Annotated in this window: 16 protein-coding genes; 5 read left to right on the top strand and 11 right to left on the bottom strand. The window is 58.3% G+C overall.

The features are described from left to right. Position 1: 1 nt before the first annotated feature. From SLW75_RS04795 to SLW75_RS04815, 5 genes are all read right to left on the bottom strand, one after another. Entirely contained in the window at positions 2-1,018 is a 1,017-nt protein-coding gene (locus tag SLW75_RS04795) for an ABC transporter permease (protein WP_410933696.1), read from the bottom strand. Positions 1,019-1,141: 123 nt separating this feature from the next. Then, entirely contained in the window at positions 1,142-2,698 is a 1,557-nt protein-coding gene (locus SLW75_RS04800; RefSeq protein ID WP_410933697.1) for an ABC transporter substrate-binding protein, read from the bottom strand. Positions 2,699-2,907: 209 nt separating this feature from the next. Beyond that, positions 2,908-3,462 (bottom strand): D-alanyl-D-alanine dipeptidase, encoded by a 555-nt coding sequence (gene ddpX, locus SLW75_RS04805; RefSeq protein WP_410933698.1) that lies wholly within the window; start codon positions 3,460-3,462, stop codon positions 2,908-2,910. A 178-nt stretch (positions 3,463-3,640) separates the two neighbouring features. Next, the gene (locus SLW75_RS04810) at positions 3,641-4,492 is read right to left on the bottom strand and encodes a MurR/RpiR family transcriptional regulator (RefSeq protein ID WP_410933699.1); all 852 of its coding nucleotides are present in this window, start codon (positions 4,490-4,492) and stop codon (positions 3,641-3,643) included. 789 nt (positions 4,493-5,281) lie between these two features. After that, positions 5,282-6,649 (bottom strand): hypothetical protein, encoded by a 1,368-nt coding sequence (locus tag SLW75_RS04815; RefSeq protein WP_410933700.1) that lies wholly within the window; start codon positions 6,647-6,649, stop codon positions 5,282-5,284. 279 nt (positions 6,650-6,928) lie between these two features. On the opposite strand from SLW75_RS04815, the gene SLW75_RS04820 reads away from it, so the two are divergent. Then, the gene (locus SLW75_RS04820) at positions 6,929-7,132 is read left to right on the top strand and encodes a 2Fe-2S iron-sulfur cluster-binding protein (protein ID WP_410933701.1); all 204 of its coding nucleotides are present in this window, start codon (positions 6,929-6,931) and stop codon (positions 7,130-7,132) included. A 223-nt stretch (positions 7,133-7,355) separates the two neighbouring features. On the opposite strand, the gene SLW75_RS04825 is transcribed toward SLW75_RS04820, so the two are convergent. From SLW75_RS04825 to mrdA, 3 genes are all read right to left on the bottom strand, one after another. Continuing rightward, positions 7,356-8,675: a hypothetical protein gene (locus tag SLW75_RS04825; protein WP_410933702.1), complete on the bottom strand. Its 1,320-nt coding sequence runs from the start codon at positions 8,673-8,675 to the stop codon at positions 7,356-7,358. A gap of 311 nt (positions 8,676-8,986) precedes the next feature. Continuing rightward, positions 8,987-10,708 (bottom strand): ubiquinone-dependent pyruvate dehydrogenase, encoded by a 1,722-nt coding sequence (gene poxB, locus SLW75_RS04830; protein ID WP_410933703.1) that lies wholly within the window; start codon positions 10,706-10,708, stop codon positions 8,987-8,989. Between the two features lie 135 nt (positions 10,709-10,843). Next, on the bottom strand, positions 10,844-12,778 hold the full coding sequence (gene mrdA / locus SLW75_RS04835; protein ID WP_410933704.1) for a penicillin-binding protein 2: 1,935 nt from the start codon (positions 12,776-12,778) through the stop codon (positions 10,844-10,846). 524 nt (positions 12,779-13,302) lie between these two features. Here mrdA and SLW75_RS04840 point away from each other — a divergent pair. The 4 genes from SLW75_RS04840 to SLW75_RS04855 all read left to right on the top strand — a co-directional run bounded on the left by SLW75_RS04840 (position 13,303) and on the right by SLW75_RS04855 (position 18,884). Beyond that, positions 13,303-14,049, top strand: a complete 747-nt coding sequence (locus SLW75_RS04840; RefSeq protein WP_410933705.1) for a gluconate 2-dehydrogenase subunit 3 family protein — start codon at positions 13,303-13,305, stop codon at positions 14,047-14,049. A gap of 6 nt (positions 14,050-14,055) precedes the next feature. After that, on the top strand, positions 14,056-15,819 hold the full coding sequence (locus SLW75_RS04845) for a GMC family oxidoreductase (RefSeq protein ID WP_065991625.1): 1,764 nt from the start codon (positions 14,056-14,058) through the stop codon (positions 15,817-15,819). Next, the gene (locus tag SLW75_RS04850) at positions 15,816-17,042 is read left to right on the top strand and encodes a c-type cytochrome (RefSeq protein ID WP_410933706.1); all 1,227 of its coding nucleotides are present in this window, start codon (positions 15,816-15,818) and stop codon (positions 17,040-17,042) included. Before SLW75_RS04845 ends, SLW75_RS04850 begins: the two co-directional genes overlap by 4 nt. A 711-nt stretch (positions 17,043-17,753) precedes the next feature. Then, positions 17,754-18,884: an SMP-30/gluconolactonase/LRE family protein gene (locus SLW75_RS04855; protein ID WP_410933707.1), complete on the top strand. Its 1,131-nt coding sequence runs from the start codon at positions 17,754-17,756 to the stop codon at positions 18,882-18,884. A 102-nt stretch (positions 18,885-18,986) separates the two neighbouring features. Here SLW75_RS04855 and SLW75_RS04860 read toward each other — a convergent pair whose 3' ends face one another. The 3 genes from SLW75_RS04860 to SLW75_RS04870 form a co-directional block, all read right to left on the bottom strand. Further along, positions 18,987-19,331 (bottom strand): hypothetical protein, encoded by a 345-nt coding sequence (locus tag SLW75_RS04860; RefSeq protein ID WP_410933708.1) that lies wholly within the window; start codon positions 19,329-19,331, stop codon positions 18,987-18,989. Positions 19,332-19,710: 379 nt separating this feature from the next. Continuing rightward, positions 19,711-20,178: a hypothetical protein gene (locus SLW75_RS04865; RefSeq protein WP_410933709.1), complete on the bottom strand. Its 468-nt coding sequence runs from the start codon at positions 20,176-20,178 to the stop codon at positions 19,711-19,713. Next, on the bottom strand, positions 20,171-22,702 hold the full coding sequence (locus tag SLW75_RS04870; protein WP_410933710.1) for an RHS repeat-associated core domain-containing protein: 2,532 nt from the start codon (positions 22,700-22,702) through the stop codon (positions 20,171-20,173). The genes SLW75_RS04865 and SLW75_RS04870 overlap by 8 nt, the downstream gene beginning before the upstream one ends. Positions 22,703-22,805: the final 103 nt, after the last annotated feature.

Consider the following 22,805-nt stretch of genomic DNA (forward strand, 5'->3'; position numbering starts at 1 on the left):
ATCAGTTGACCTCGCCAATGCGCGGATCGATCAGGCGGTACAGCAGATCGATCGCCATGTTCAGCAGCACATAAATGAAGGAAACCATGATCGCGAAGCCCATCACCGCCGGGAAATCCAGCGACTGGATCGACTTGACCACGTAAGCGCCCATGCCCGGCCAGGCGAACACGGTTTCGGTGAGCACCGCGCCGTAGAGCAGATCGCCCAGGGTCAGGCCCAGAACGGTGACCGAGGGAATCAGCGCGTTGGGCAAGGCGTGACGCAGAATTACCGCCCATTTCGACAGGCCGTACGCGCGCGCGGTACGGATGTAGTCTTCGCCAAGCTGGTCGAGCATCGCCGAGCGGATCTGCCGCGCCACCACGCCGAGGTTGACGAAGCCCAGGGTGATGGTGGGCAGAATCAGGTGCTGCAGGGCGTTGAAGAACAGCCCGGTGTCGCCCGCCAGCAATGAATCGATCAGGTAAAAACCGGTGACGGTTCGGGGCGGGTCCAGCCCCTCGTCAAGCCGCCCGCTGCCCGGCAGCCAGTTGAGGTGGCCGTAAAACAGCACAATCAGGCCCAGCCCGAGCCAGAACGCCGGGGTCGAAATCCCGGTCACCGCCAGGGTGCGTGCGACCTGATCGATAAAACGGTTGTGGTACACCGCCGAGAGCACGCCCAACGGCACGCCCACCAGAATCGACAAGGTCAGCGCCGCCAGCGCCAGTTCCAGGGTTGCCGGAAAGAACGCCTGCAAGTCTTCCAGCACCGGGCGATGGGTGCGAATCGACGTGCCCAGGTCGCCGTGCAGCAGGTCGAGCATGTAGCGGCCGTATTGTTGATACAGCGGCAGGTCCAGCCCCAACTGGTGGCGGATGTTGTCGACGATGGCGTCGGTGGCGCGGTCGCCGGCGATCAGTCGCGCGGGGTCGCCCGGAATCAGGTGCGAGATGGAAAAGGTAATCAGGGAAACGCCGAACACCACCAGCAGCAGGCCGCCCAGGCGTTTGCGCAGCATATTCAGGAAGGCCATGGGGCACCTCAGTCACGCAGTCGATCAATAACGCGAAACTGCTCGCGGACACAGCGCTGCTTCACAGGCCCCTGCCTCACTTGCAGGGCCCTGTGAGTCACAGCGATTGACGGGATGCAGCGCTTACTTGGTGATCGTGCCGACGTTGAACACCTGTTCCAGCATCGGGTTGAACACGTAGCCCTTGACCTTTTCGCTCATCGGCAAGGTGTAGGCCTTCTGGTAGAGGTAGGCGTAGACGCTGTCGTTGAGCACGATCTTCTGCGCCTGCTGATACAGCTCGGTGCGCTTGGCCATGTCATTGGTGGTCGCCGATTCGCGGATCAGTTTGTCCACGGCCGGGTTGTCATAGAACGAACGGTTGCCGGCCAGGCCTTTCAGCTTCGAGTCGAAGAAGAAGTTCATGAACATGTAGGGGTCGGCGAAGTCCGGGCTCCACGAACCGATGGCGATGTCGAAGTCCCCGGTGCCCAGGCGCTCGCGCATGCTGGCGTTGGCGAGCTTCTCCAGCTTGAGGTTCACGCCCAGGGGTTGCAGGCCGGCTTGAAGGGTCAGGCCGATGGGCTCCCAGTTCGGGTCTTTGTCGGAGTACATGAATGTCAGGTTGCTGACCTTGGGTGACACTTTCGCCAGGTCCGCCTTGGCCTTGTCCATGTCCTGCTTGAACGCCGGCAGCTTCTCGTCATACGCCCACACGCCCTGGGGGATCGGGCCATTGAGCGGCTTGGCCTTGCCTTTCAGGATGCCGTTGATGATGCCGTCGTAATCCAGAGATTCGACGATCGCTCGCCGCGCATCGGGGTTGTTCATCGGCGCTTTCTGGGTGTTGAGGTACAGCAGCGTCACCCGCAGCGACGGGTAGTCGCCGACGACAATGCCGGATTTCTTCGCCAGCGCTTCGAGCTGGTCTTCGGGCATGTCTTCGATGATGTCCAGGTCGCCGTGTTCAAGCTGCAGCCGACGCACCGAGGCCTCGCTGATGATCTTCACCACGACTTTTTTCAGGGTCGGTTTGGGGCCGGCGTAGTAGCTGTTCTGCTCCATGGTCAGGGCCTGGCCTTTCTGCCAGTTGACCAGCTTGAACGCACCGGAACCTGCGGTGTGGTTCGACAGGTAGGCGTCGGCGCCTTCGGCTTTCTTCGCCACGTCCGGGTTGATGATCGCCGCGCCGTTGTGGGCCAGCGTCGAGAGGAACGGCGCGTACGGTGCTTTCAGGGTGAAGCGCACGGTCAGCGGATCAACCACCGACACCGCCATGTCATCGGGAAACGCACCGGACGGGCCTTGCTTGAGCTTCATCACCCGGTCGAAGGAGAACTTCACCGCCTCGGCGTTGACCTCGGCGCCGTCATCGAATGTGTTGCCGGGCTTGAGCTTGAATTCCCAGGTCAGGTTGTCCGCCGAGGTGGTCCAGCTGCTGGCCAGCTCCCCCGCCACTTCGGTGCTGCCCTTGCCGTTTTCGACCTTGTAGGTGACCAGCCGCTGGTACGCCGGGTAGGTCACGGTCCAGTCGTTGTTGTCGATGGTCACGGCCGGGTCGAGGGTTTGCGGGTCGGACGGTTTGCCGATCATCAGGGTGTCCTGGGGCACGGCTGCGCTGGCCGATTGCCAGGCGCCGAGGCCCATGGCGGTGCAGAGGAGTGCCATCGCCAGGGTGCGAGGGGTGAAGATTGATTTCATGCCGGTTCCTTGATCGTCGATGTAGGGAAGTTCGTCAGGGTTGTTATTGAAGCTATACCGGGCAGTTAAAGCTCACAGGCCTCAGGCCTGGGAAATGGCGCGCCCTGCTCTTGCGAGGTCGGGTGATGCCAGATTCAGCCGGGATTCGTGGTCGTCCCGGTCGTGTGTTCGTGTGTCTTGTTATGTGCTGCGTACTGCGTGTTTGGTGTTCAGTTAGCGGGCTGGATCGAGCCGTCGTCGATCAGCGAGTAGTCCTCGGCGTCGGGCAGTTCGTAATGCCACCACTCGCTGTCGATGTAGGTGAATCCTGCGGCCAGCATGATCCCCAGCAGGAGCAGACGATTGCGCTGAACGTGGGCGGGCAGATCAGCGAAAAACTGATGGGACTGCTCGCGCATGTCATCGAAACCGGTGCCCATGTCCAGGGCCGTGCCGCTCGCGTCGATCAGGGTCAGGTCCACCGCCACGCCACGGGTGTGGTGGGAACCCAGCGTAGGGTCACGGACGTATTCCGGGTTGGGCAGCGCCTGCCAGAGCAGGTACTGCGCGTAAGCCGGGCGATAAGCATCGAAGAGGCGCAGGCGCAAACCGGCTTGGCGCGCCAGGGTGCTGGCCTTGCGCAGACAACGCTCGGCGTCGCGGTGCAACAGGCAGCGCGGGTCCTGGTAAATCTGCTTGCCGGCGAGGTTGTCGACGCCGGCGTAGATCAAGTCGACCTCGACCTGCAGCGCGTGGGCGTCGACTTCGACGAGGGGGCTATTCACGTAACGACACTCCAGATCAGCTTCTTCATTCATCATGTATTGAGGGGGTAGAGCTTCCCGGCTGAAGCCGGTCCTACTAAAAGCGAGTCATGCATCGGGCCCGGCTGCCTCCCGTAGGACCGGCTTTAGCCGGGAAGCTGTTGCCCTTGTGAAACCGGCTTCAACCGGGCAATCCGGTTTATTCGAACTGGCCAAACAGTTGTTGCAGCTCACGATTCTTCGCCAGCCTCTGGTCGAGGCGATCGCCATAGCGCTCGGCCACCGCCGACACCATCAAATTGAACAGGCACGTCAGCGGCGCCAGGGAATCCCAGAATTGCCCCACGTCGGCGTCGAGCTGCAGCAGGTCGCTCGGGTAATCCCTGGCCCACGGGCAGTGAAAATCGGTGATGAAGGCCAGCCCGACGTTCTGCTGATGGGCGACTTCGCAGAAGGTCCGCGTAACAGCGGAATAGGTGCGGAAGTCGGCGATCACGGCGTAGGGATTTTCGAATTGCGAGTTCAGCGATTCGGCATAGGTGCCGGACAAACTGTCGACGTAATACACCTTGGGCCGGATGTACTCCAGGTGACTGCAAAACGCGTTGAGGATGCCGCGGGTGGTCTGAATGCCGACGATAAACACCGCGTCGGCGCTGTGCAGCCGTTCAACGATGCGGGCGAAGGTTTCGCCACGGGCCAGGGCATAGACCCGCTGGATCGCTTCCAGCTCACGGTTCATCGAACGTTCCAGTGCATCACCCTGGGTGTTTTCTTCACGAAACGCGCCGAGCCGATCGGTGATCACCCAAGGACTGGCGGTGTCGCCGCGCAGGCTCTGTTTGACGTCGTCAATGTTGCGGTAGCCCAGGGAGCGCAGGAACCGCCCCACCGAAATACCGGTGGTGCCGGTCTGCTGGGCGATGCTGTCAGCGGTCTCGAACGGCAGCTTTTGCGGATTGGCCAACAGGTAACCGGCGATGCGCTTGCCCGTCGGCGTCAAATCGCTAAACCGTTGTTCCAGTGCATCGAGGAAGGGACGCTTTTCCATGGGAATTCCGATGATGGAGCCGGGTTGCATGGACCGGGATAATGTTATCCGGCGGTCATTTTGCAACAGTATGTTAGCAAATTAACATCCTGTCTCACGGCCTTACAACGATTTTTTCAAGAGATTTCAGGCAGGGGATTTTGGTGATTCAGGGTGGTGCGGACGAGAGAGGAAATGCCCTTTTTGTGGGCGATATTCACTGATACAGGATGACCTTACGGGAGCGCAATGGTCTGCGGAATGACCACTTCAAGGGAACCATCTGCAGACTTGAGCCCCAAACTTGACCACCGGCTCCGACGGAAACCGCGCAGGGCGAATATCTAGCCGATCCACGGAGACCGTCGTAAGCACCAGCGTGTTTTTACCGTCCTCCTCTGGACGACTTTTCATCTTTGAATATCAGACTATCAGCCAGATGTACTCCGGTTGCTACCTATGGCTTTCGTATCCACCTTAAGAAAGCCGCTGCCGTGAAACCCCGTATGCGGTAATCCGCCCGACGTTATTTTGACAAGATAGCTCGCCGATAAAAACTCAGGTCGGTCGTCATAGCTTGGGATCCTCGACAGGAAGAAGCTACTGCCCGCCCCTTTTCTTTCACTCCGTTTCCTCTCAACACTTTGTTCCCCCTTGATCGATATTCTTTCTAGGTAGATCCCCTTGACCGACCACGTAAAATCGTTGACCGGCATCCGGATTTGGGTCGATGAATACTCCCAAAGGGACTGGACCGCTAAAAACGAAGTAGGGGTCCAGTTCTCCACCCGCCCGAGAGGCTGGAGGGTTTTAACTGCCTGCTTCCCCGAAAAACCTGAAGAGCAAAACTTCGGTGGGAAGCGTGTTCGGATCCTGAGCAACCGCGAGTATATCCGTGCCTCTTTGAATCCCCAGCTTGCGGAACCCATTAAGATTGTCATAAGTTCTGGAGCCGTTAATACCAAACTCGCTGTCCAGAGTCCCATCAGGCATTATCCGCGTCATGCGTGCATGCTGCTCCGATACCGCATCCTGTCCAGCCACGATGATTCGTTCTTGGTTATCCAACTCCATGAACACAAACGCATCTGAAATGCCGCCCATCTCACTCAACAAAAGTGCTTCACCACCATTGAAACTTGCGTCCTCCTTCCCGTTCTTGTCCAGCTTCATGACAGCAAATTCCATGCGTCCCTGCGATTGTAGGTAATCCACAGCAAGCAAGAGAATAGCTTCGCCGTCATCCAGGACCGTGACTTGTTTAATATAAACATTGGCCCCTTCGATCTTGATGATCTGCTCACCGCTATTGCCGAAGCCGGAATCGAGTTTACCGTCCGAGGTATATCGAGCCAGGACCCCCTCTGTAGCATTGGAAACCTGCCCCCTGCCAGCAAGCGTGATGCTCCTATTACTATCGATTCCATAGTCTAAACATTGCAGCCCGCGTTCTGGACTTCCCGCAGGTATCGTCAAGACGCCGTTTGTCCCAAACGAGGTCACGGGGTCGCCGTTCTCACCAATTTTTACCAGGTGGTAGGATTCAACCTGGGTGTTGGAGTTGAAAAGACGGCAACAGAAAAGTATGTCTCCACTTGACTGTACAGTCCGCCGGATAGAGCCGAATCCATGGGAAACAGCTTGAATGTGTGGCGCCCGCGAGTCGTCAGGGTGAGATAAATCAACGCCGCAGCTGGCCGCGTCTTTAGACAAGTCGACCTCGTAAATCATCCGCCCTTTATTCCCGAAACCCTCATCAATTGCGGCAGGGGTGCCTGAAGTCTCAATACGGACTGCGGCAGGGTAAAAATATCTACCGGATTCGGTAGTAACGTCTGTGATGCCAACACAGGTAATTTTGCCGTCGTTATTAAAAATCAACCCCTGAACATCCATAACGGCTCTTAGACTGTCATCGACGAATGGAAGGGCCAAGTTCCCAAAAGCAGGATCAACAGCGCCAGTCGGCAGCCGGCCAACTATCACACTTGGGTTACTGCCACTCGTCCCGTAAGTGATGACATAGATCCTTTGATCAGTATCCGTGGTTGGATCAGTGATAAACGGATCACGAACATATCTGACATAGCCACTGCCGCCGAATTGTAGATCCTGATCCCCAGCAACATGCGCGGCGTTGGCAGGAGAGGTCCTTCCGTTGCGACTGTCATTACCCATGACGTTTCATCCTTTGAATGTGTTTGCGGTTTCCAGAGCCTAGCGCCTGGTCCGATCACGTTCAAATAGGATGAAACCCACCTGATTTATTGCGAATTAGAAAACCCCTTTAAATACATTAGCTTGGAAATTAATAGTGTGATTCGCAATTGAGCTTACTTCCAAAAAATCTATAGACTTATAAATAACCGAAATAAGAATCACCGTACTACTCCCTTTTATCCTGCAACGTACCACTGCTCGCAACAAGCACGCCGGCTGATCTACAGGCGCTGTGCATTGCACACAGCGCCCACTCGACCCGCATACGCCTGCCGAACTGGCGCTTGTTTATCATGCGCCGGAAAAATAATACAAGGATCTGTAGACCAATCTAATCAGAGTTATTTAACACACAACCAACTGTCAGCCAATTATGTATTGCTATGCGTCACATGCCCTATGAAGTGCGTGCAGAGTCCCAGCAAGTTTGAAATAGCTTAAAGCCTCCCCTACAGACAACATACCCTATCTGAGCAGGACCGGCTTTACCCGGGAGGAGGCCTGTGTGAACACCCTGACTTTTGCGGTGTATCCACTGACGCCTTCCCAGCTGAAGCCGGCCCTACATGAGATCAGCGCAGGTTGTTCTTCGCCAATTCCAGCACTATGTCCGCCTTGCCGGTCATGAAGGCCTTGAGCGTGAACAGACTGAAGCTTTGATACATCAGTGCCCTGGCACGCTTTCGCCAAGGTAACGAACGACGTAAAAATTCCCGTCGCCTTGTTTCCGGTAGATTTTCGCGAGCAGGTCGGCCCCCCTGTGAATGGCCGTATTGTTCAAAGCCAAGAGATCTGGATACCCGGCTGTGCCATTCGAGCCGAAGCTGATATCCGGAATACCGTCGGGTGTGAATCTTTTAAGTTCGCAGCCGTTTTCCTGCGAATAGTAGGCGAGGAGATAGCGCCCCTTGTCATCGATATGCATTTCCGGCCAGCGTCCGCTGGTGGCAAACACCGTATCAAGTATCCGCGGCTCTCCATTATTAAATGAAGTGTCCGGCGCTCCATTTTCCAGACGCTTCATCAAGGCCAAGGCAGTGATGTTTTGCCTGGACACGGCCACAAGCATCGTCACGCTACCGTCTGCCATGACGTGAACCCGAACCAGATAAGGAGGCTCCTCTCCACCTTGGATCTTCTGTATTCCCCCGGATCCGTAGTTTGAGTCAAGGACGCCCTCTGTCGTGTACTTGGCTATCACCCCATAAGCTTGAGCGCCTGCAGCGCTCTCGCCAATCAGCAAGAGATTACCGCCCCCGTCCACACCATAGTCGTTCCAGATAGGGCCATCGGCGTCCGAGCCAATCAGAAGAAGACCGTCATGGCCAAACTGATCATCGGGCAACCCATTCTGCTTAGTCTTTACCAAATAACACGACCGCATTTGAGTGTCATAGTCGAGGATCTGAGACACGAACAAAATGTCTTTGTTCTCTTGTTGTTGACTCCGCCGAATCGAAGTGAAAGGAAAAGGAGGAACCTCAGGGGCGTTCTTGGACGGCTGACCGGTGGGGTAAACTACTCGCCCTCTATCCCCGAAGTCAACATCCAGGGCACCGGACGACGTCAGCCGGATTGCTGCGGGGTAATGATAATTAAGCTCTCGCACTTCCAGCGTCGTATCACCGACACACATCACTGCGCCGCGCTGATCGAAAATCAGTCCCTGGATACGTATATCCCCGCCCACAAGACCCGGCTGATCCGTCAACCCCGGCAGAATCAACGTTTCTCCATTATTAAAGTCGGGATCGGGTTTCCCGTTGGCTAAGTGGCGGGAGATGGAACTTGGAAAAGGTGAACGCGTGCGGTGTTCTCCGTTGGTGATCAGGTAGAACTTCTGATCTGTTCCTGCCCCAAGTTCGGTAAATACGCGCGCCCTTCGACCCAGTACTTGTCCGTCGATACCGAAAACAGGGTCCTGATCCCCAGCCATTGATTCCACGTTGGAACCCTTAATACCGTTGCGTTTGTTTTTGTCCATGATCACTCATCCTTGCTGAACTAAACTCCGGATTGCTCAGTATAGGCAAGCGAAGGCTGTGCCAAAAAAATAAGCAAGATTCGCCGAATGTCGAGGCGCGCTCATAATTCCCTTACTAACAAAGCGTTGCGTGCGGATAGAACTATTTGGAACTGATCTGATTTCGAATAAATATAAAAAGCGAAATACGGGTTATATGAAACCGGCACCCGATAGTGTTTGAGTGTTAAGCGATTGCTCTACCCGCATTGTCCCGGGTTGAAAAACAGGCGCTGTGCATTGCACACAGCGCCCACTCGACCCGCAGGTGCTTAACGCAAATTGGTCTTCGCCAGTTCCAGCACCATGTCGGCCTTGCCGTTCATTACAGCCTTGAGCATGAACAGGCTGAAGCCTTTCGCCTGGGCCAGCTTGATCTTTGGCGGCATGCCGAGCTCCTGTTTCGCGGTCACGACATCCACCACCACAGGCCCCGGATGTTCAAAGGCTTTCTTCAGCGCATTGGGCAGGTCCGCCGAGTTCTCCACGCGAATCCCCAGAATCCCTGCGCCGATCGCGATGTTGGCAAAATTGGTGCTGTCGAAATCGGTGTCATGGGGCACATAGCCGCCCGCCTGCATTTCCATCGCCACGAAGCCCAGCGAGCTGTTGTTGAACACCACCAGCTTGATCGGCAGGTTCAGTTGGCGGATCGACAGCAGGTCGCCCATCAGCATCGACAAGCCGCCGTCGCCACACAGCGCCACCACTTGCCGCTGCGGAAATGCCGCTTTCGCACCCAATGCCTGGGGCATCGCGTTGGCCATGGAGCCGTGGTTGAAGGAACCCAGCAGAGAGCGCTTGCCGTTCATGGTCAGGTAGCGCGCGGCCCACAGGGTCGGTGTGCCGACGTCGACGGTGAAAATCGCGTCCGGGTCGGCGTAGGCGTCAACCAGGCGCGTCAGGTATTGCGGGTGAATCGGCTCGCCGTGGCCCGACGGCGTAGCCAGTTCGTCGAGTTCCTCGCGGGACTTGGCGTAGTGATCCAGTGCCTTGTCGAGGAACTTGCGGTCCGCGTGGGCCTTGAGGCGGGGCAACACGGCATCGAGGGTTTCACCGATATCCCCCGCCAGGCCGAGGGCGACCGGCACGCGACGGCCAATGGCGGTCGGGTCGATGTCGATCTGAATGACCTTGGCTTTTTCCGGGTAGAAATTGCGGTACGGCAAGCTGCTGCCGAGGATCACCAGCGTGTCGCAGGCCATCATGGCGTGGTAGCCGGAGCTGAAGCCGATCAAGCCGGTCATGCCCACGTCGAAGGGGTTGGCGTATTCAATGTACTGCTTGCCGCGCAGGGCGTGAACCACTGGCGCGGAGAGTTTCTCGGCCAGCGCAACCACCTGATCGTGGGCCTCGGCACAGCCGGCACCGGCGAGAATGGTCACGGCTTTGGACGTGTCCAGCATGTCCACCAGGCGTTGCAGATCAGCTTCTGCCGGGATGATCCGCGCAGGCGCGTGATCGACCCACACGGGTTTGATGTCCGGGGCCGCGCTCAGGGCGACGTCGCCGGAGATGACAATTACCGCCACGCCGCGCTGGCTGATGGCCGCGCGCATGGCCCGCTCCAGCACCCGAGGGAACTGCTCGGGGGTGCTGACGGTTTCAACGAAGTGGCTGCACTCTTTGAACAGGTCGGTGGGGTGGGTTTCCTGGAAGTAATTCAGGCCGATCTCGGAGGACGGAATCTGCGCCGCAATGGCGAGGACCGGCACACCGCTGCGGTGGCAGTCATACAGGCCGTTGATCAAGTGCAGGTTGCCCGGGCCGCAACTGCCCGCGCACACCGCCAGCTTGCCGGTGGAGGCTGCTTCCGCCCCTGCCGCGAAGGCCGCGACTTCTTCGTGACGGGTGTGCATCCACTTGATCTTGCCCAGGCGCTGGAGGCTGTCGGTCAGGCCGTTCAGGCTGTCGCCGCTGACGCCCCAGATCTTCGAGACGCCGGCTGCGGCGAGGGTTTGGGCGAGGTAGTCGGCGATGGTTCTGCTGGACATGGGGCAAGTTCCTTGTCGAGTCGAATGAGCGCGCGAGGCCGGAACAGACCTCACGCGTGGTCTCAAATCGACCTGTCACGCCGGGCACAGTTCAGTGCATCTTGGGGAAACGCCCCCGCGCGCAAGCGCCGGATCTCACACCGGCGGCTGGCCCGCCGCTTTGCTCGGCGCGGCGATCTGCACTTTCGGATTGACCGGCGTGGCACTTGGCGTGGCGTATTGCTGCTTCAGGTGGCCGTCCGGGTCCAGCAGCCAGGCATCCAGAATTTCCCGCACCACGGGACCGGCCACACGACCGCCCGCCTCGCCGTTCTCGATCATCACCGCCACGACAATCTTCGGATTGGCGGCCGGCGCAAAACCGACGAACAACGCGTTGTCCCGGTGCCGCTCCAGGGTCTTGTTGCGGTTGTAGCGTTCGCCCTGCTTGATCGCCACCACTTGAGCGGTACCGCTTTTGCCGGCGATGCGGTATTGCGCACCTTGCGCCGCCGCACGGGCAATGCCGCGCGGGTCGTGCATGACCGCTTGCATGCCATTGTTGACCTGATCCCACTCGTGGGGATCACGCAGGACGATGTTCGGCATCGGGTGCTCGTCCACCGGCGGCGAACCGCCGATTTCCCTGGCCAGGTGCGGACGGTGCCACACGCCTTTGCTGGCGATCAGCGTGGTCGCCTGGGCCAGCTGCAGCGGCGTCACCTGCATGTAGCCCTGGCCGATGCCGAGGATCACGGTTTCGCCAGGGAACCAGGCCTGACGCCGGGTGATGCGCTTCCATTCTTTGGAGGGCATGAGGCCCGCCGACTCTTCGAACATGTCGAGGGAGACCTTCTGGCCGATGCCGAACATGGTCAGGTAATCGTGCATGCGGTCGATGCCCAGCTTGTGCGCCAGGTCGTAAAAATAGGTGTCGTTGGAGCGCATGATTGCCGCATTCAAATCCACCCAGCCATCGCCGCTGTGGTTCCAGTTGCGGTATTTGTGATCGAAGTCCGGCAGCTGGAAGTAACCCGGATCGAAGACCCGGGTCGATGGCGTGATGACCCCGCTGTCCAGGCCGGCGATCGCTACTTCCGGTTTGATCGTCGAACCCGGGGCGTACAGGCCTCGCAGCACGCGGTTGAACAGCGGCCGGTCGACCGAATCCCGCAGCGCCGAATACTCCTTGAAGCTGATCCCGGTGACGAACAGGTTCGGGTCGAAACTCGGCTTGCTGACCATCGCCAGCACTTCGCCGGTGGCCGGATCAATCGCCACCACCGAGCCGCGACGATCCCCCAGCGCGTGTTCCGCCGCCTCCTGCAGCTTGATTTCCAGGCTCAGGGTGATGTTTTTGCCGGCCACTGGATCGGTGTGCTTGAGCACGCGCAACACCCGACCCTGGGCGTTGGTTTCCACTTCTTCGTAGCCGACATGGCCGTGCAGCTCGCTTTCGTAGAAGCGCTCGACGCCGGTCTTGCCGATGGACTGGGTGCCCCGGTACTCCACCTGATCGAGCTGGGTCGCCTCTTTCTCGTTGATCCGCCCGACGTAGCCGATGGAGTGCGCGAAATGCTCCGCCAGAGGGTAGTGGCGAACGAACTGCGCCTCGACGTCCAGCCCCGGCAGGCGGAACTGATTGACGGCCAACAGGGCGATCTGCTCTTCGGTCAGCTCATACAACAGCGTCACCGGCACAAAGCGGTGGGGCGAGTTTTTCATCGCCTTGTCGAAGATGATCCGGTCTTCGTCGGGCAGGTTGAGGATTTGCATCAGTTCGTCGATCACCGCATGCCAGTCGCCTGCGCGCTCGCGGGTCATGGTCAGGTTGAAGCTGGGGCGGTTGTCGGCGAGGATCACGCCGTTACGGTCGAAGATCAGTCCGCGTTCCGGCGGAATCGGCAGCACGTGGACGCGGTTGTTTTCGGAGATGGTCGAGTGGTAGGCGAATTCGGTGACTTGCAGGAAGTACATGCGGCACACCAGCGCGACGCTGAGCATGGCCACGAAAACGGCGCAGGCGATCAAGCGTTTGTTGACCAGCCGGGTTTCCTTCTCGTGGTCTTTTAAAGGTATTGGATCGGGCATTTCTGCAGCTACTCGGTGAATATATAAACGGCACAGTCAGCAACCCGCAGGGACAGGCGGGACGCAAATGGCGTGCACGATAGCAAGAAGTGGCCCTGGCAAAGGACTTGGCTTGATGAAGATTCTGTCAGGTTGGTGCCGACGTCAGCCCTGAACGGCTGTACCCGTGGGCTGCTTCGGCGGGAGGACACGCCCCCCTGATCTGACCCATTGTTACCCGATTGCAGATCGACTGTTACGCAATCGGTAAGAGTCATTTACCGATTTCATCAGCCGCAACACGGCGTAACACATCTATCATGGCAGCTGGCGTGAAAAGATGCGGATCAGTTACGGCATTTCCCCGCTTAGCGTGCGCCATTCGCGCGCAGGCGTGCCAGAGACCCAATGTCACACCCCGCCAAGAGCCACTTGCCGTGCACATCGTATGCGCGGCAATACCCGTGATAAAGAACGCAGAGCACAGCCCCGGCACGGACCATTCCCCAATGGCCTGTGGGGGCGTGGTTTTGCAGGAGCCCTGAATGACAGAACAATCCAAAGGCCTCACCCGCCGCCAGTTGCTGAAAGGTTCAGCCACGACGCTGGCCGTCGGTGCTGCTGCCACGGCCCAGGCCGCCACCGTCGTCGGTGTGCCGCAGTGGGTGCCCTTCGACCACAACGGACCGATGCACTACGACACCCCCGGCTGGCAATTCTTCACCGACGCCGAAGCCCTCGCGGTGGAAGCCATTGTCGCCCGACTGATCCCCGCCGATGACCTCAGCGTCAGCGGCAAGGACGCCGGTTGCGCGGTGTTCATCGACCGCCAACTGGCCGGCGAGTACGGCACCTTCAGCCGTCTGTACATGCAGGGCCCCTTCGTTCAGGGCACGCCGATGCAGGGTGACCAGTCGGAACTGGTGCCGCGCCAGCGCTACCGTCTTGGCCTCGCCGGCCTGGAAGGCTACTGCCAGAAGCAGTTTCAGAAAAGCTTCAGCGCGCTTAACGCCGAACAGCAGGACAAGGTCCTGACCGGTCTGGACAAGGCCGAGATCACGCTGGACGGCATCGACGCCAAATTGTTCTTCCAGCAGGTGCTGGGCAACACCATGGAAGGCTTCTTCGCCGACCCGGTCTACGGCGGCAACCGCGACATGGTGTCGTGGAAAATGATCGGTTTCCCCGGTGCCCGCTACGACTACCGCGAGTACATCGGCCTGTACAACCAGAAGCTCAATCTGGTGCCGCTCTCCATCATCGGCAGTTCCGCCTGGACCAAGAAGGGTTAATTCGACATGGCCAAAAAACTACCTTCCACGGACGTCGTGGTAGTCGGGCTCGGCTGGGCCGGATCCATCATCGCCAATGAACTGGCCGATGAAAATCTGAAGATCATCGGCTTCGAACGCGGCCCATGGCGCGATACCGCGGCGGACTTCAACGTTGCCTCGGCGGCGGATGAACTGCGCTACAACCGCCGTCAGGACCTGATGGTGAGGACCCGGCAAAACACCACGACCATTCGTAACAGCGTGACCGAGACAGCGCTACCCATGCGCAGCTGGGGCTCGTTTCACCCGGGCAACGGCACCGGCGGCGCCGGCAATCACTGGGCCGGCATCAGCTTTCGTTTCCAGCCACACGAATTCCGGCTGCACAGCCACCTGAGCGAGCGGTACGGGAAAGAGCTGTCGCCCGAACTGACCCTGCAGGACTGGGGCACCGACTGGGACGAAATGGAGCCGTTCTACGCCAAGTTCGATCGCCTGGCGGGCATCTCCGGCAAGGCCGGCAACATCAAAGGCGTGATTCAGGAAGGCGGCAATACTTTCGAAGGGCCGCGCTCCGAGGAATACCCGAACCCGCCGACGGCACAGACCTACGCGCCGACGCTGTTCGCCGAAGCCGCGAGAAACCTCGGCTACAAGCCGTTTCCAGTGCCGTCCGCCTTGCAATCACGGCCCTATGTGAACTCCCTCGGCGTGGCGATGGGTGCCTGCACCTTCTGCGGTTTCTGCACCAACTACGGCTGCGCCAACTACTCCAAGGCCAGCGCCATCACTACCGTACTGCCGGTCCTGGTGCGCAAGCCGAACTTCACCGCGATGACCAACTGTGAAGTGCTGCGCGTGACCATGGACAGCAGCGGCAAACGCGCCACCGGCATCGTCTACATGGATGCCAACGGCGAAGAGTGGGAGCAGCCTGCCGAACTGGTGGTGATCAGCGCCTTCATCTTCGAAAACGTGCGCCTGATGCTGCTCTCCGGCGTCGGCCAGCCCTACGACCCGGTGACCAACACCGGCACCACGGGCCGCAACTACGCTTACCAGACCGCCAACAGCGTGCGCATGTTCTTCGATGACAAGAACTTCAACCCGTTTATCGGTGGCGGCGCCATCGGCATGGGCATCGACGAATTCAACAACGACAACTTCGACCACTCGGGTCTGGGCTTCGTCGGCGGCGGCAGCACCCGCGTGACCCCGATCGGCGCCGCGCCCATCGACTCGCGCCCTCTCCCGCCCGGCACCCCGGCCTGGGGTTCGGAATGGAAGAAAGCCACGGTGAAGAACTACGCCGCGACCATGTCCATCGGCTGTGAAGCGAGCAGCTACGCAACGCGAACCAACTACCTGTCGCTGGACCCGACCTACAAAGATCCGCTGGGTCGCCCGCTGCTGCGCATCACCTTCGACTTCCCAGAGAACGACCGGAAGATGGCTGCGTACGTCACCGGCAAGGTCGGCGAGATCGCCAAGAGCATGAACCCGCGGCAGATGGTGCCCAGCTCCCAGCAAGGGCACTGGAACAGCGCGCCGTATCAGTCGTCGCACATCGTTGGCGGTTTCATCATGGGCGCCGATCCGAAGAACAGCTCGGTGAACAAACACCTGCAAGTGTGGGGCGTGCCGAACCTGTTCGTGGTCGGCTCCTCCGCTTTCCCGCAGAACCCGGGCTACAACCCGACCGGCACCGTCGCGGCGCTGGCTTTCAAAGCGGCGGATGCCATCCGCACCCGCTACCTCAAGCGTCCAGGGGAGATGATCAGCGTATGAAGACTCTTCTGACGGTCTGCGCAGGCGTTATCGGCCTGTCTGTTTCCCTGGCCCATGCGGCAACCGGCGCCGATTCCTACAACATCGTGGAAAAGGGCCGCTACCTGACGACCCTGGGCGACTGCACCGCGTGCCACACCATCCCGGGCAAGCCGCTGTTCTCCGGTGGCGTGATCCTTGATACGCCGTTTGGCAAGCTGGCCGGCGCCAACATCACCCCGGACCCGGCCACCGGCATCGGCCGCTGGAGTTTCGAGGATTTCCAGAACGCCATGTCCAAGGGCCACGGGCTGGACGGCAAGCGCTTGTATGGCGCCATGCCGTTCACCGCGTACACCAAGGTGCTGCGTGAGGACAACCTAGCGATCTTCGCGTACCTGAAGACGGTGGATCCGGTGGAGAACAAGGTGGAAACCAACCAGTTGCCCTTCCCCTTCAACGTGCGCACCAGCCTGATCGGCTGGAACCTGATCAACTTCAAGGAAGGCGAATTCAAGGCCGATCCGCAGAAGTCCGAGCAGTGGAACCGCGGCGCGTATCTGGTGGAAGGCCTCGGGCACTGCGGCACGTGCCATACGCCAAAGAACCTGATTGGCGGTGACAAGAACGATCAGTTCCTCACCGGTGCCAATCTGCAGAACTGGGTCGCGCCGAACATCACCTCCACTGGCCACGATGGCATTGGTGCGTGGAGCGAGGCGGACATCGTCAAGTACCTGAAGACCGGTGCGAACCGTTTCGACATTGCGTCCGGGCCGATGGCCGAGGAAGTCGAGCATTCTTCGCAACACTGGAAGGATGAGGATTTGCTGGCGGTGGCGGTGTATTTGAAGGATGGCGCCAAGCCGGTCGAGGCCGCCACGCCGGTTTCGGCAAGCGATGCGGCGATGGTAACGGGCAAGGCGATTTATGCGGATCGCTGTTCGGCGTGTCATACGCCGACGGGTGAAGGCGCGGCCAATCTGTTCCCGAAACTGGCGATGGCGCCGTTGGTGAACAGCGACGATCCGTCGTCGTTGATTCGTGTGGTGCTGGCGGGCAGTCGTGCGGGCGCGACCGATGCTGCGCCGACGGCTCCGGCGATGCCGGCGTTTGGCTGGAATCTGTCGGATGAGAATGTCGCGGATGTGCTGACGTATGTGCGTAATACGTGGGGCAATGCGGCGCCGGCGGTCTCGGCTTCGGAGGTGAAGGATGTGCGCGAGGGGTTGAGGGCGAAGTAGGTTTTTCGTTTGCCTTACGTTGGAGATCAAGATCAAGGGCGTCTGCCGAGGGGCAGACGTTTCGCCTTCGGCGAGTTACTTGGAAAAGCACCCCAAGTAACCAAGGGTGCTTGCTCTCGGTTGGGCCCGACTTCGTCGGGTTCCTTCACTCCGGTCTCGCTCCGTGGGCCCGCCGCCATCCGCCATCCATGGCGGGGGGCGGCTCTCGCGGCATCCATGCCGCTCGGCCCACGGAGCGAGACCTCCGTTCAGCCTGCACCCAAGTCGCGATAGGTGTCGTCTGGACTTTTTGGGTACGAAGATCAAAAGCAGATCAAGTGCAGCTCCGCTGCTTCCCGGCTGAACCCAATTCCACGGTCGAGGTTGCTGCCATTCTCACTGAATGCACGCGCTGCTTTTGTAGGACTGGCTTTAGCCGGGAAGAGGCCGGTTTGGGCGCCATCACTCTTGCGGCTCAACGCTTAGATCGTTCCCCCGCTCCGCGTGGGAATGCAGCCCTTGACGCTCCGCGTCCATTCCCGGCTAAAGCTGGTCCCACTGACTGCATACGTTGCTTTTAGTGGGACCGGCTTTAGCCGGGAATGGGCAGGTCGGGGCACCGATATTTTTTGGCGGCGAGCTGGATACACCTCCCATCATTAACTTGTACGATGTCTTATCACGAGGTATTACTAGATCCCCGTAAAAAAATAATAGAACGGAGATCGCTACATGGACTCATCCCTGTCCGCCTTGCCCGAACACGCTGAAACCGCTGAACGCTCAAGCGGCAACACGCGCCGCAGCTTCCTGAAAAAGTCCCTCGCCGTGTCCGCCACGTTTGCTGCCGTCGGCACCGCCGCACTTCCTCGCCTCGCGTCGGCTGCGGAACCCCTGAGCCAGCGTTACCCGGACCCGCTCATTCACATTCTCGACGACAGCTTTCTCGATCTGCGCGTCTTCAACGCCAGCGTGGAGAAACTCGCCACCGGCATGCGTTGGGCCGAAGGGCCGGTCTGGGTCGGCGATGGTCGCTATCTGCTGGTCAGCGACATCCCCAACAACCGCATCATGCGCTGGGATGAAATTACCGACACCTTCACGGTGTACCGCGAGCATTCCAACTTCTCCAACGGCATGTGCCGCGATCGCCAGGGCCGCCTCATCGTCTGCGAAGGTTCCACCACCACCAGCGAAGGCCGGCGCATCACCCGCACGGAATACAACGGCACCATCACCGTGCTGGCCGACAGCTTCGACGGCAAACCCTTCAACTCCCCCAACGACATCGTCTGCAAAAGCGGCGGCTCGATCTGGTTCAGCGACCCGCCCTTCCAGACCAGCAACAACTACGAAGGCCACAAAATCACCCCGACCCAGCCCCACGCCGTCTACCGCATCGACGGTGAGAGCAAGAAAGTCACACGAGTGATCGACGACCTCGCCGGTCCCAACGGCCTGTGCTTCTCCCCTGACGAAAAGACCCTGTACGTCGTCGAAGGCCGCGCCAAACCCAACCGCCTGATTTGGGCCATCGCGATCAAAGACGACGGCACACTGGGCGAACGCCGCAAACACATCGAAGGCCTGGACTACGCCGCCATCGACGGTATCAAGTGCGACGAAGCGGGAAACCTGTGGTGCGGCTGGGGTGGGAATGGCGACCCGAAGGCCGACCTGGAAAAACTCGACGGCGTGCGGGTATTCAATCCCCAGGGCAAGGCTATTGGGCACATATCACTGCCGGAGCGCTGCCCCAATCTTTGCTTCGGCGGACGTGAAGGGAATCGGTTGTTTATGGCGAGCAGTCACTCGATTTATTCGCTGTTTGTGAATACGCGTGGGACTGGGTTTGCGGTGTAGAGGTATTCACGTGTTGTGACGACGGCCAAGCGGCCGTCGACATTTGCGTTCCGAATGCTGCGCGGCGAGGTTGAAGGGGGTTATCCCCTTTAATCCTTTTATTTAAGTCAGTTCGTATTTTCTGAGACGAAACTCAAAAGGTTTTTCATTGTAACTTTCAATGTAGTCGATAGTAATTTCCGCACTAAGGTCAGCACTTATTAGTCTGACTTCATCGCTTTGACATTTATTAAATTCGAATTCCATATTTAAAATAAGACCACGACCAGTATATGCACCGCAATATCGCCAACCCTCGTCAATCAGCAGATAATAATCGTCACCGACTGCTTTCGATAAGAACTGCTTCAGACATTCATCCAGAACGGAAAATTCAGCATTTTCCAAAGATATTTCTTCATTTTTTACCAGCTTATTAATTATATTATCTGTTTCAGTCAAGCTCAAAAAATGTCTTTCTTCCGGGTCGATACCGAGAAAAGATTTAAGCTTTTTTTATAGCTTTCACGCAGACTGTTGCCATGAGCCTTCCTGTACAGCAATTCTCTTTTATAAGGATCAATATTCATTGGCACCATCCTTCAACATAGAAAGCTTTCCCTTTTTCCCTTGGACACTGAGCCCGACCTTATGGCTCATCCTCGGACTTCCAAGTTATCAACTTTCACATACCGATCTCGCAAGTGCGGTTTTCTGAGAATTCAAGGGATCCGTCTCTTTTAGCTCGGTCGAGCCGACTTCTTCCGCGAATTCAGAGAGTTAAAGGGGTCCGTCCCCTTCAACTTGCTTCTACCTGAGAATAATCTATGGTTTGCGCACTCACCTATCACCCCCCAACGGGGTGCAAAAGCTCACGTATAAACGTCACAAACTCCTGCCTCACCTTTGGAAGAACTCTCTTCAGAGTTATGAAATATAAATAAAGAGGTGTCGGATCACCGGAATCCTCAGCTGCCCATTGTTTTCCGTCCCTGAAACAGAAGATCACGCAGCGAGCAAAAATCGATAATTCTAATTCCTGCGTGCCTCGTGTTCGCTCCATAGCGCAGAGCTTCGAGACTTGAGCTTTCACGATACTATCGTCCACATCCAACTTCACACGACCGACTGAATCCCTCAGAAAAAAAACAAGTTCTAAACGTCTTTCTTCAGAAATCGCCCATATTCTTCCGTCATTCAGCAGTTCCAATAAGAATCTCGCGTACTGGCGCCTTAGCTGGTCGAACGACACCCCCCGAGCTACTAGTTGCGCTTCAAGTTCCTCTATTTCGAGCACTTCTTGATGTTCAATCATCTGAGATCCCGTCCCTCACCCCAAGCCGATTCATAACATGTAAACAGGAGTCGCAAAATGGCAATGGCTTACCATCGTTTCTAACAGCCGTGAACGTTGCTCCAGCGGTAATTTTTTTCAATTGAGCCACGCAGCGCACATTATGTTGGTATGCAATCTGACTCAGCACGTCTGCCTCCGCGCACTGACCGTGGAAATATTTGTTTTGATCATCAAGAGGCACTGAGTCGTAGAGTTCTTTAACAACTGGATGGCGAGCACCTTCACCGCCCGCTTGGGTGCTATAACCCGTAGTAGGCTCTGAAGGCGGTTGCAACTCCATGATTCCACGAGTCCCCTTATTGTTTGGTGTTATTCCTTTTTTTCGTTTCAACCCCAGCGGGTCAAACCACCCTGTCGGATTCGGTACGTACTGATAGAGGTTTAGCCCACCCGAATACCCAATCGGATCCTTGCTGATAAAGCGCCCGACCCTTGGATCATAGTACCGATGCCGGTTGTAGTGCAGGCCAGTTTCGTGGTCGTGATACTGGCCTTGGAATCTGATTGGGTTGGTCAGACCGATCTGTTGTGCGAACTCCGAACGGTTTTCTTGCGCTTCGCCCCAGGCTTTGTATTGCGCGCTCCAGGCGGTGTGGCCGTTCTGGTCGGTGATTTCCTGGGGGGTGCCGAGGTGGTCGCATTGGTACCAGGCCAACGCATCAATCGGCAGCGCCACCGGTTTGTAGTTCCACAGCGGGTCTTCTTTGAAGTTGTAGCGACCTTCGTATGCCGGCTGGCTGACGAGGTGGATGGTTTCGTGGCGGATGGCCTGGGCCACGGGCACAAAGGTGCCGGGTTCGTGGATGTAATGCACCGTGCGGCCTAGCGCGCCGGCATAGGGCGGCGGACTGCTTTCCCAGGCGAGGTTGTCGCCATCCCAGCCGTACAGGGTGAAGCCGCAGCCGAGTTCGCGTTCTTTGCGGGCGTGTTCGTTTTCGTTCCAGCCGGTGCCGGCTTCGGGGCGCGGGCGGTAGTGGGCTTTTGAGAGTTTGTAGAGGCGACGCCCCAGAGGGTCGTAGCCGAAGTCGACAGCCAGGAGCGAATCTCGGAAATGCACGAGGCGATCAAAGAGGTCCCAGTGCAGTTCGCTGCGCAGGCCGTTGGTCCAGCGTTCTGTCTGGTTACCGCGTTCGTCGTATTCGTAGTGGTTGCCGGCGTAGTCGCGCAGCAGGTTGTCGACGAGTTTGTTTTGAGTCGGCTTGGGGTCTAGTGGACGGCGGACGGGCTCGGCGGTTTCGTTGAGCAGGTTGCTCGCTGGGTCGAAGGCGAAAGTTTCGATGCCGAGGCGGCTGGTGGCGCTGAGCAGGCGGCTAACGGGATCATATTTATAAGCGAGAGGACCGCGGCGACTGTCTTTGATGTCAGTGAGTTGGCCGGCGGCATCGTAGGTGTACGCACGTTTAATGAGTGTGGCTTTGTCGTCGGGACGTCCTAGCAGTTGCCCTTGCAGGCGTCCCGCCGGGTCCCATTGTTGGGTTTGCAGCAGTTTATTGCCTTGGTGGCGGGCGACTTCGCGATGCAGATCATCGCGCTCGTAACTGAGGAGTTCGTGCTCGTCCAGTTTCAGCCCCAGCAGATGACCGCTGCCATAGGTCAGCCAACTGACGCGATGGCCGTCAGGACGGATAGTCGCGACGCGGTTGTTCAGTGCGTCGTACTCGTGCTGCCAGACCGCAACCAGCGGCTCTATCAGGCTGGTGTAGTGCTGATGTTCGCGCAGCAGGTTGCCGGCCGGGTCGTGAAACCATTGCAACTTGCTGATGGCGTTGGTAGCCATGATCAGATGGCCATTGCCGTCGCAGGCAAAGGTTTCGCTCTGGGATTTCTCTCCAAGCGTGGCGCGGCGTTCGGTCAGGCGGCCCATCGGGTCGAAGGACAGCGCAATGGTGCGTTGGCCGTTGATGACCTCGGCAAGACGCCCGGTTTCGGGATCGTACTGATAGCGAGTGCAGCGATTGTCGAAGCCGCGTTCTTCCAACAGCCTGCCGACCGGGTCGTAGTGAAAATGCGCGCTGCGTTCGTTTTCGTTTTCCAACGCGACGAGGCGGCCAAGTTTGTCCCAGCGGTAGCGCAGCGTCTGTTCGGCGGCATCGACGCGTTCGGCGATAAATCCCGCAGCTGTGTAACGCCAGGTGGCGCAGCGCTCCAGGCCATCGGAATGGGCCAGCAAACGACCTTCGGCATCGCGGCTAAAACGTTCTTCGGTTTTGTCCGGATGCTTGATCAGCACTAACTGACCTAACTTGTACTCGAAGGTCGTGCTGTGCCCGGCCGGATCGGTAAAGCGGATCATTTGGCCGCGTTCGTCGTACTCCCAAACACTGACCTTGCCCGAGCAGTCGGTGTACTCAACCAGTTGTCCGGCGTCGTTGTAGGCCAACGCTTTTGTATTGCCGTTAGCGTCCTTGATCGCGGTAGGAAGACCGAAGCCGTTGTAGGCGTATTCGGTAACGTTCTCTAGCGGATCGATCGCCTCAACCAAGTTTCCGCGAAGGTCATAGTCCCGTTTCCACAGCCCACCCTCGCCATCGCTGATCTTGATCAGATGACTTTTATCGTCGTACGCGTAATTGATGACGCTGTGA

The sequence above is a fragment of the Pseudomonas sp. W5-01 genome, assembly GCF_046540435.1.
Taxonomy (GTDB): Bacteria; Pseudomonadota; Gammaproteobacteria; order Pseudomonadales; family Pseudomonadaceae; genus Aquipseudomonas; species Aquipseudomonas graminis_B.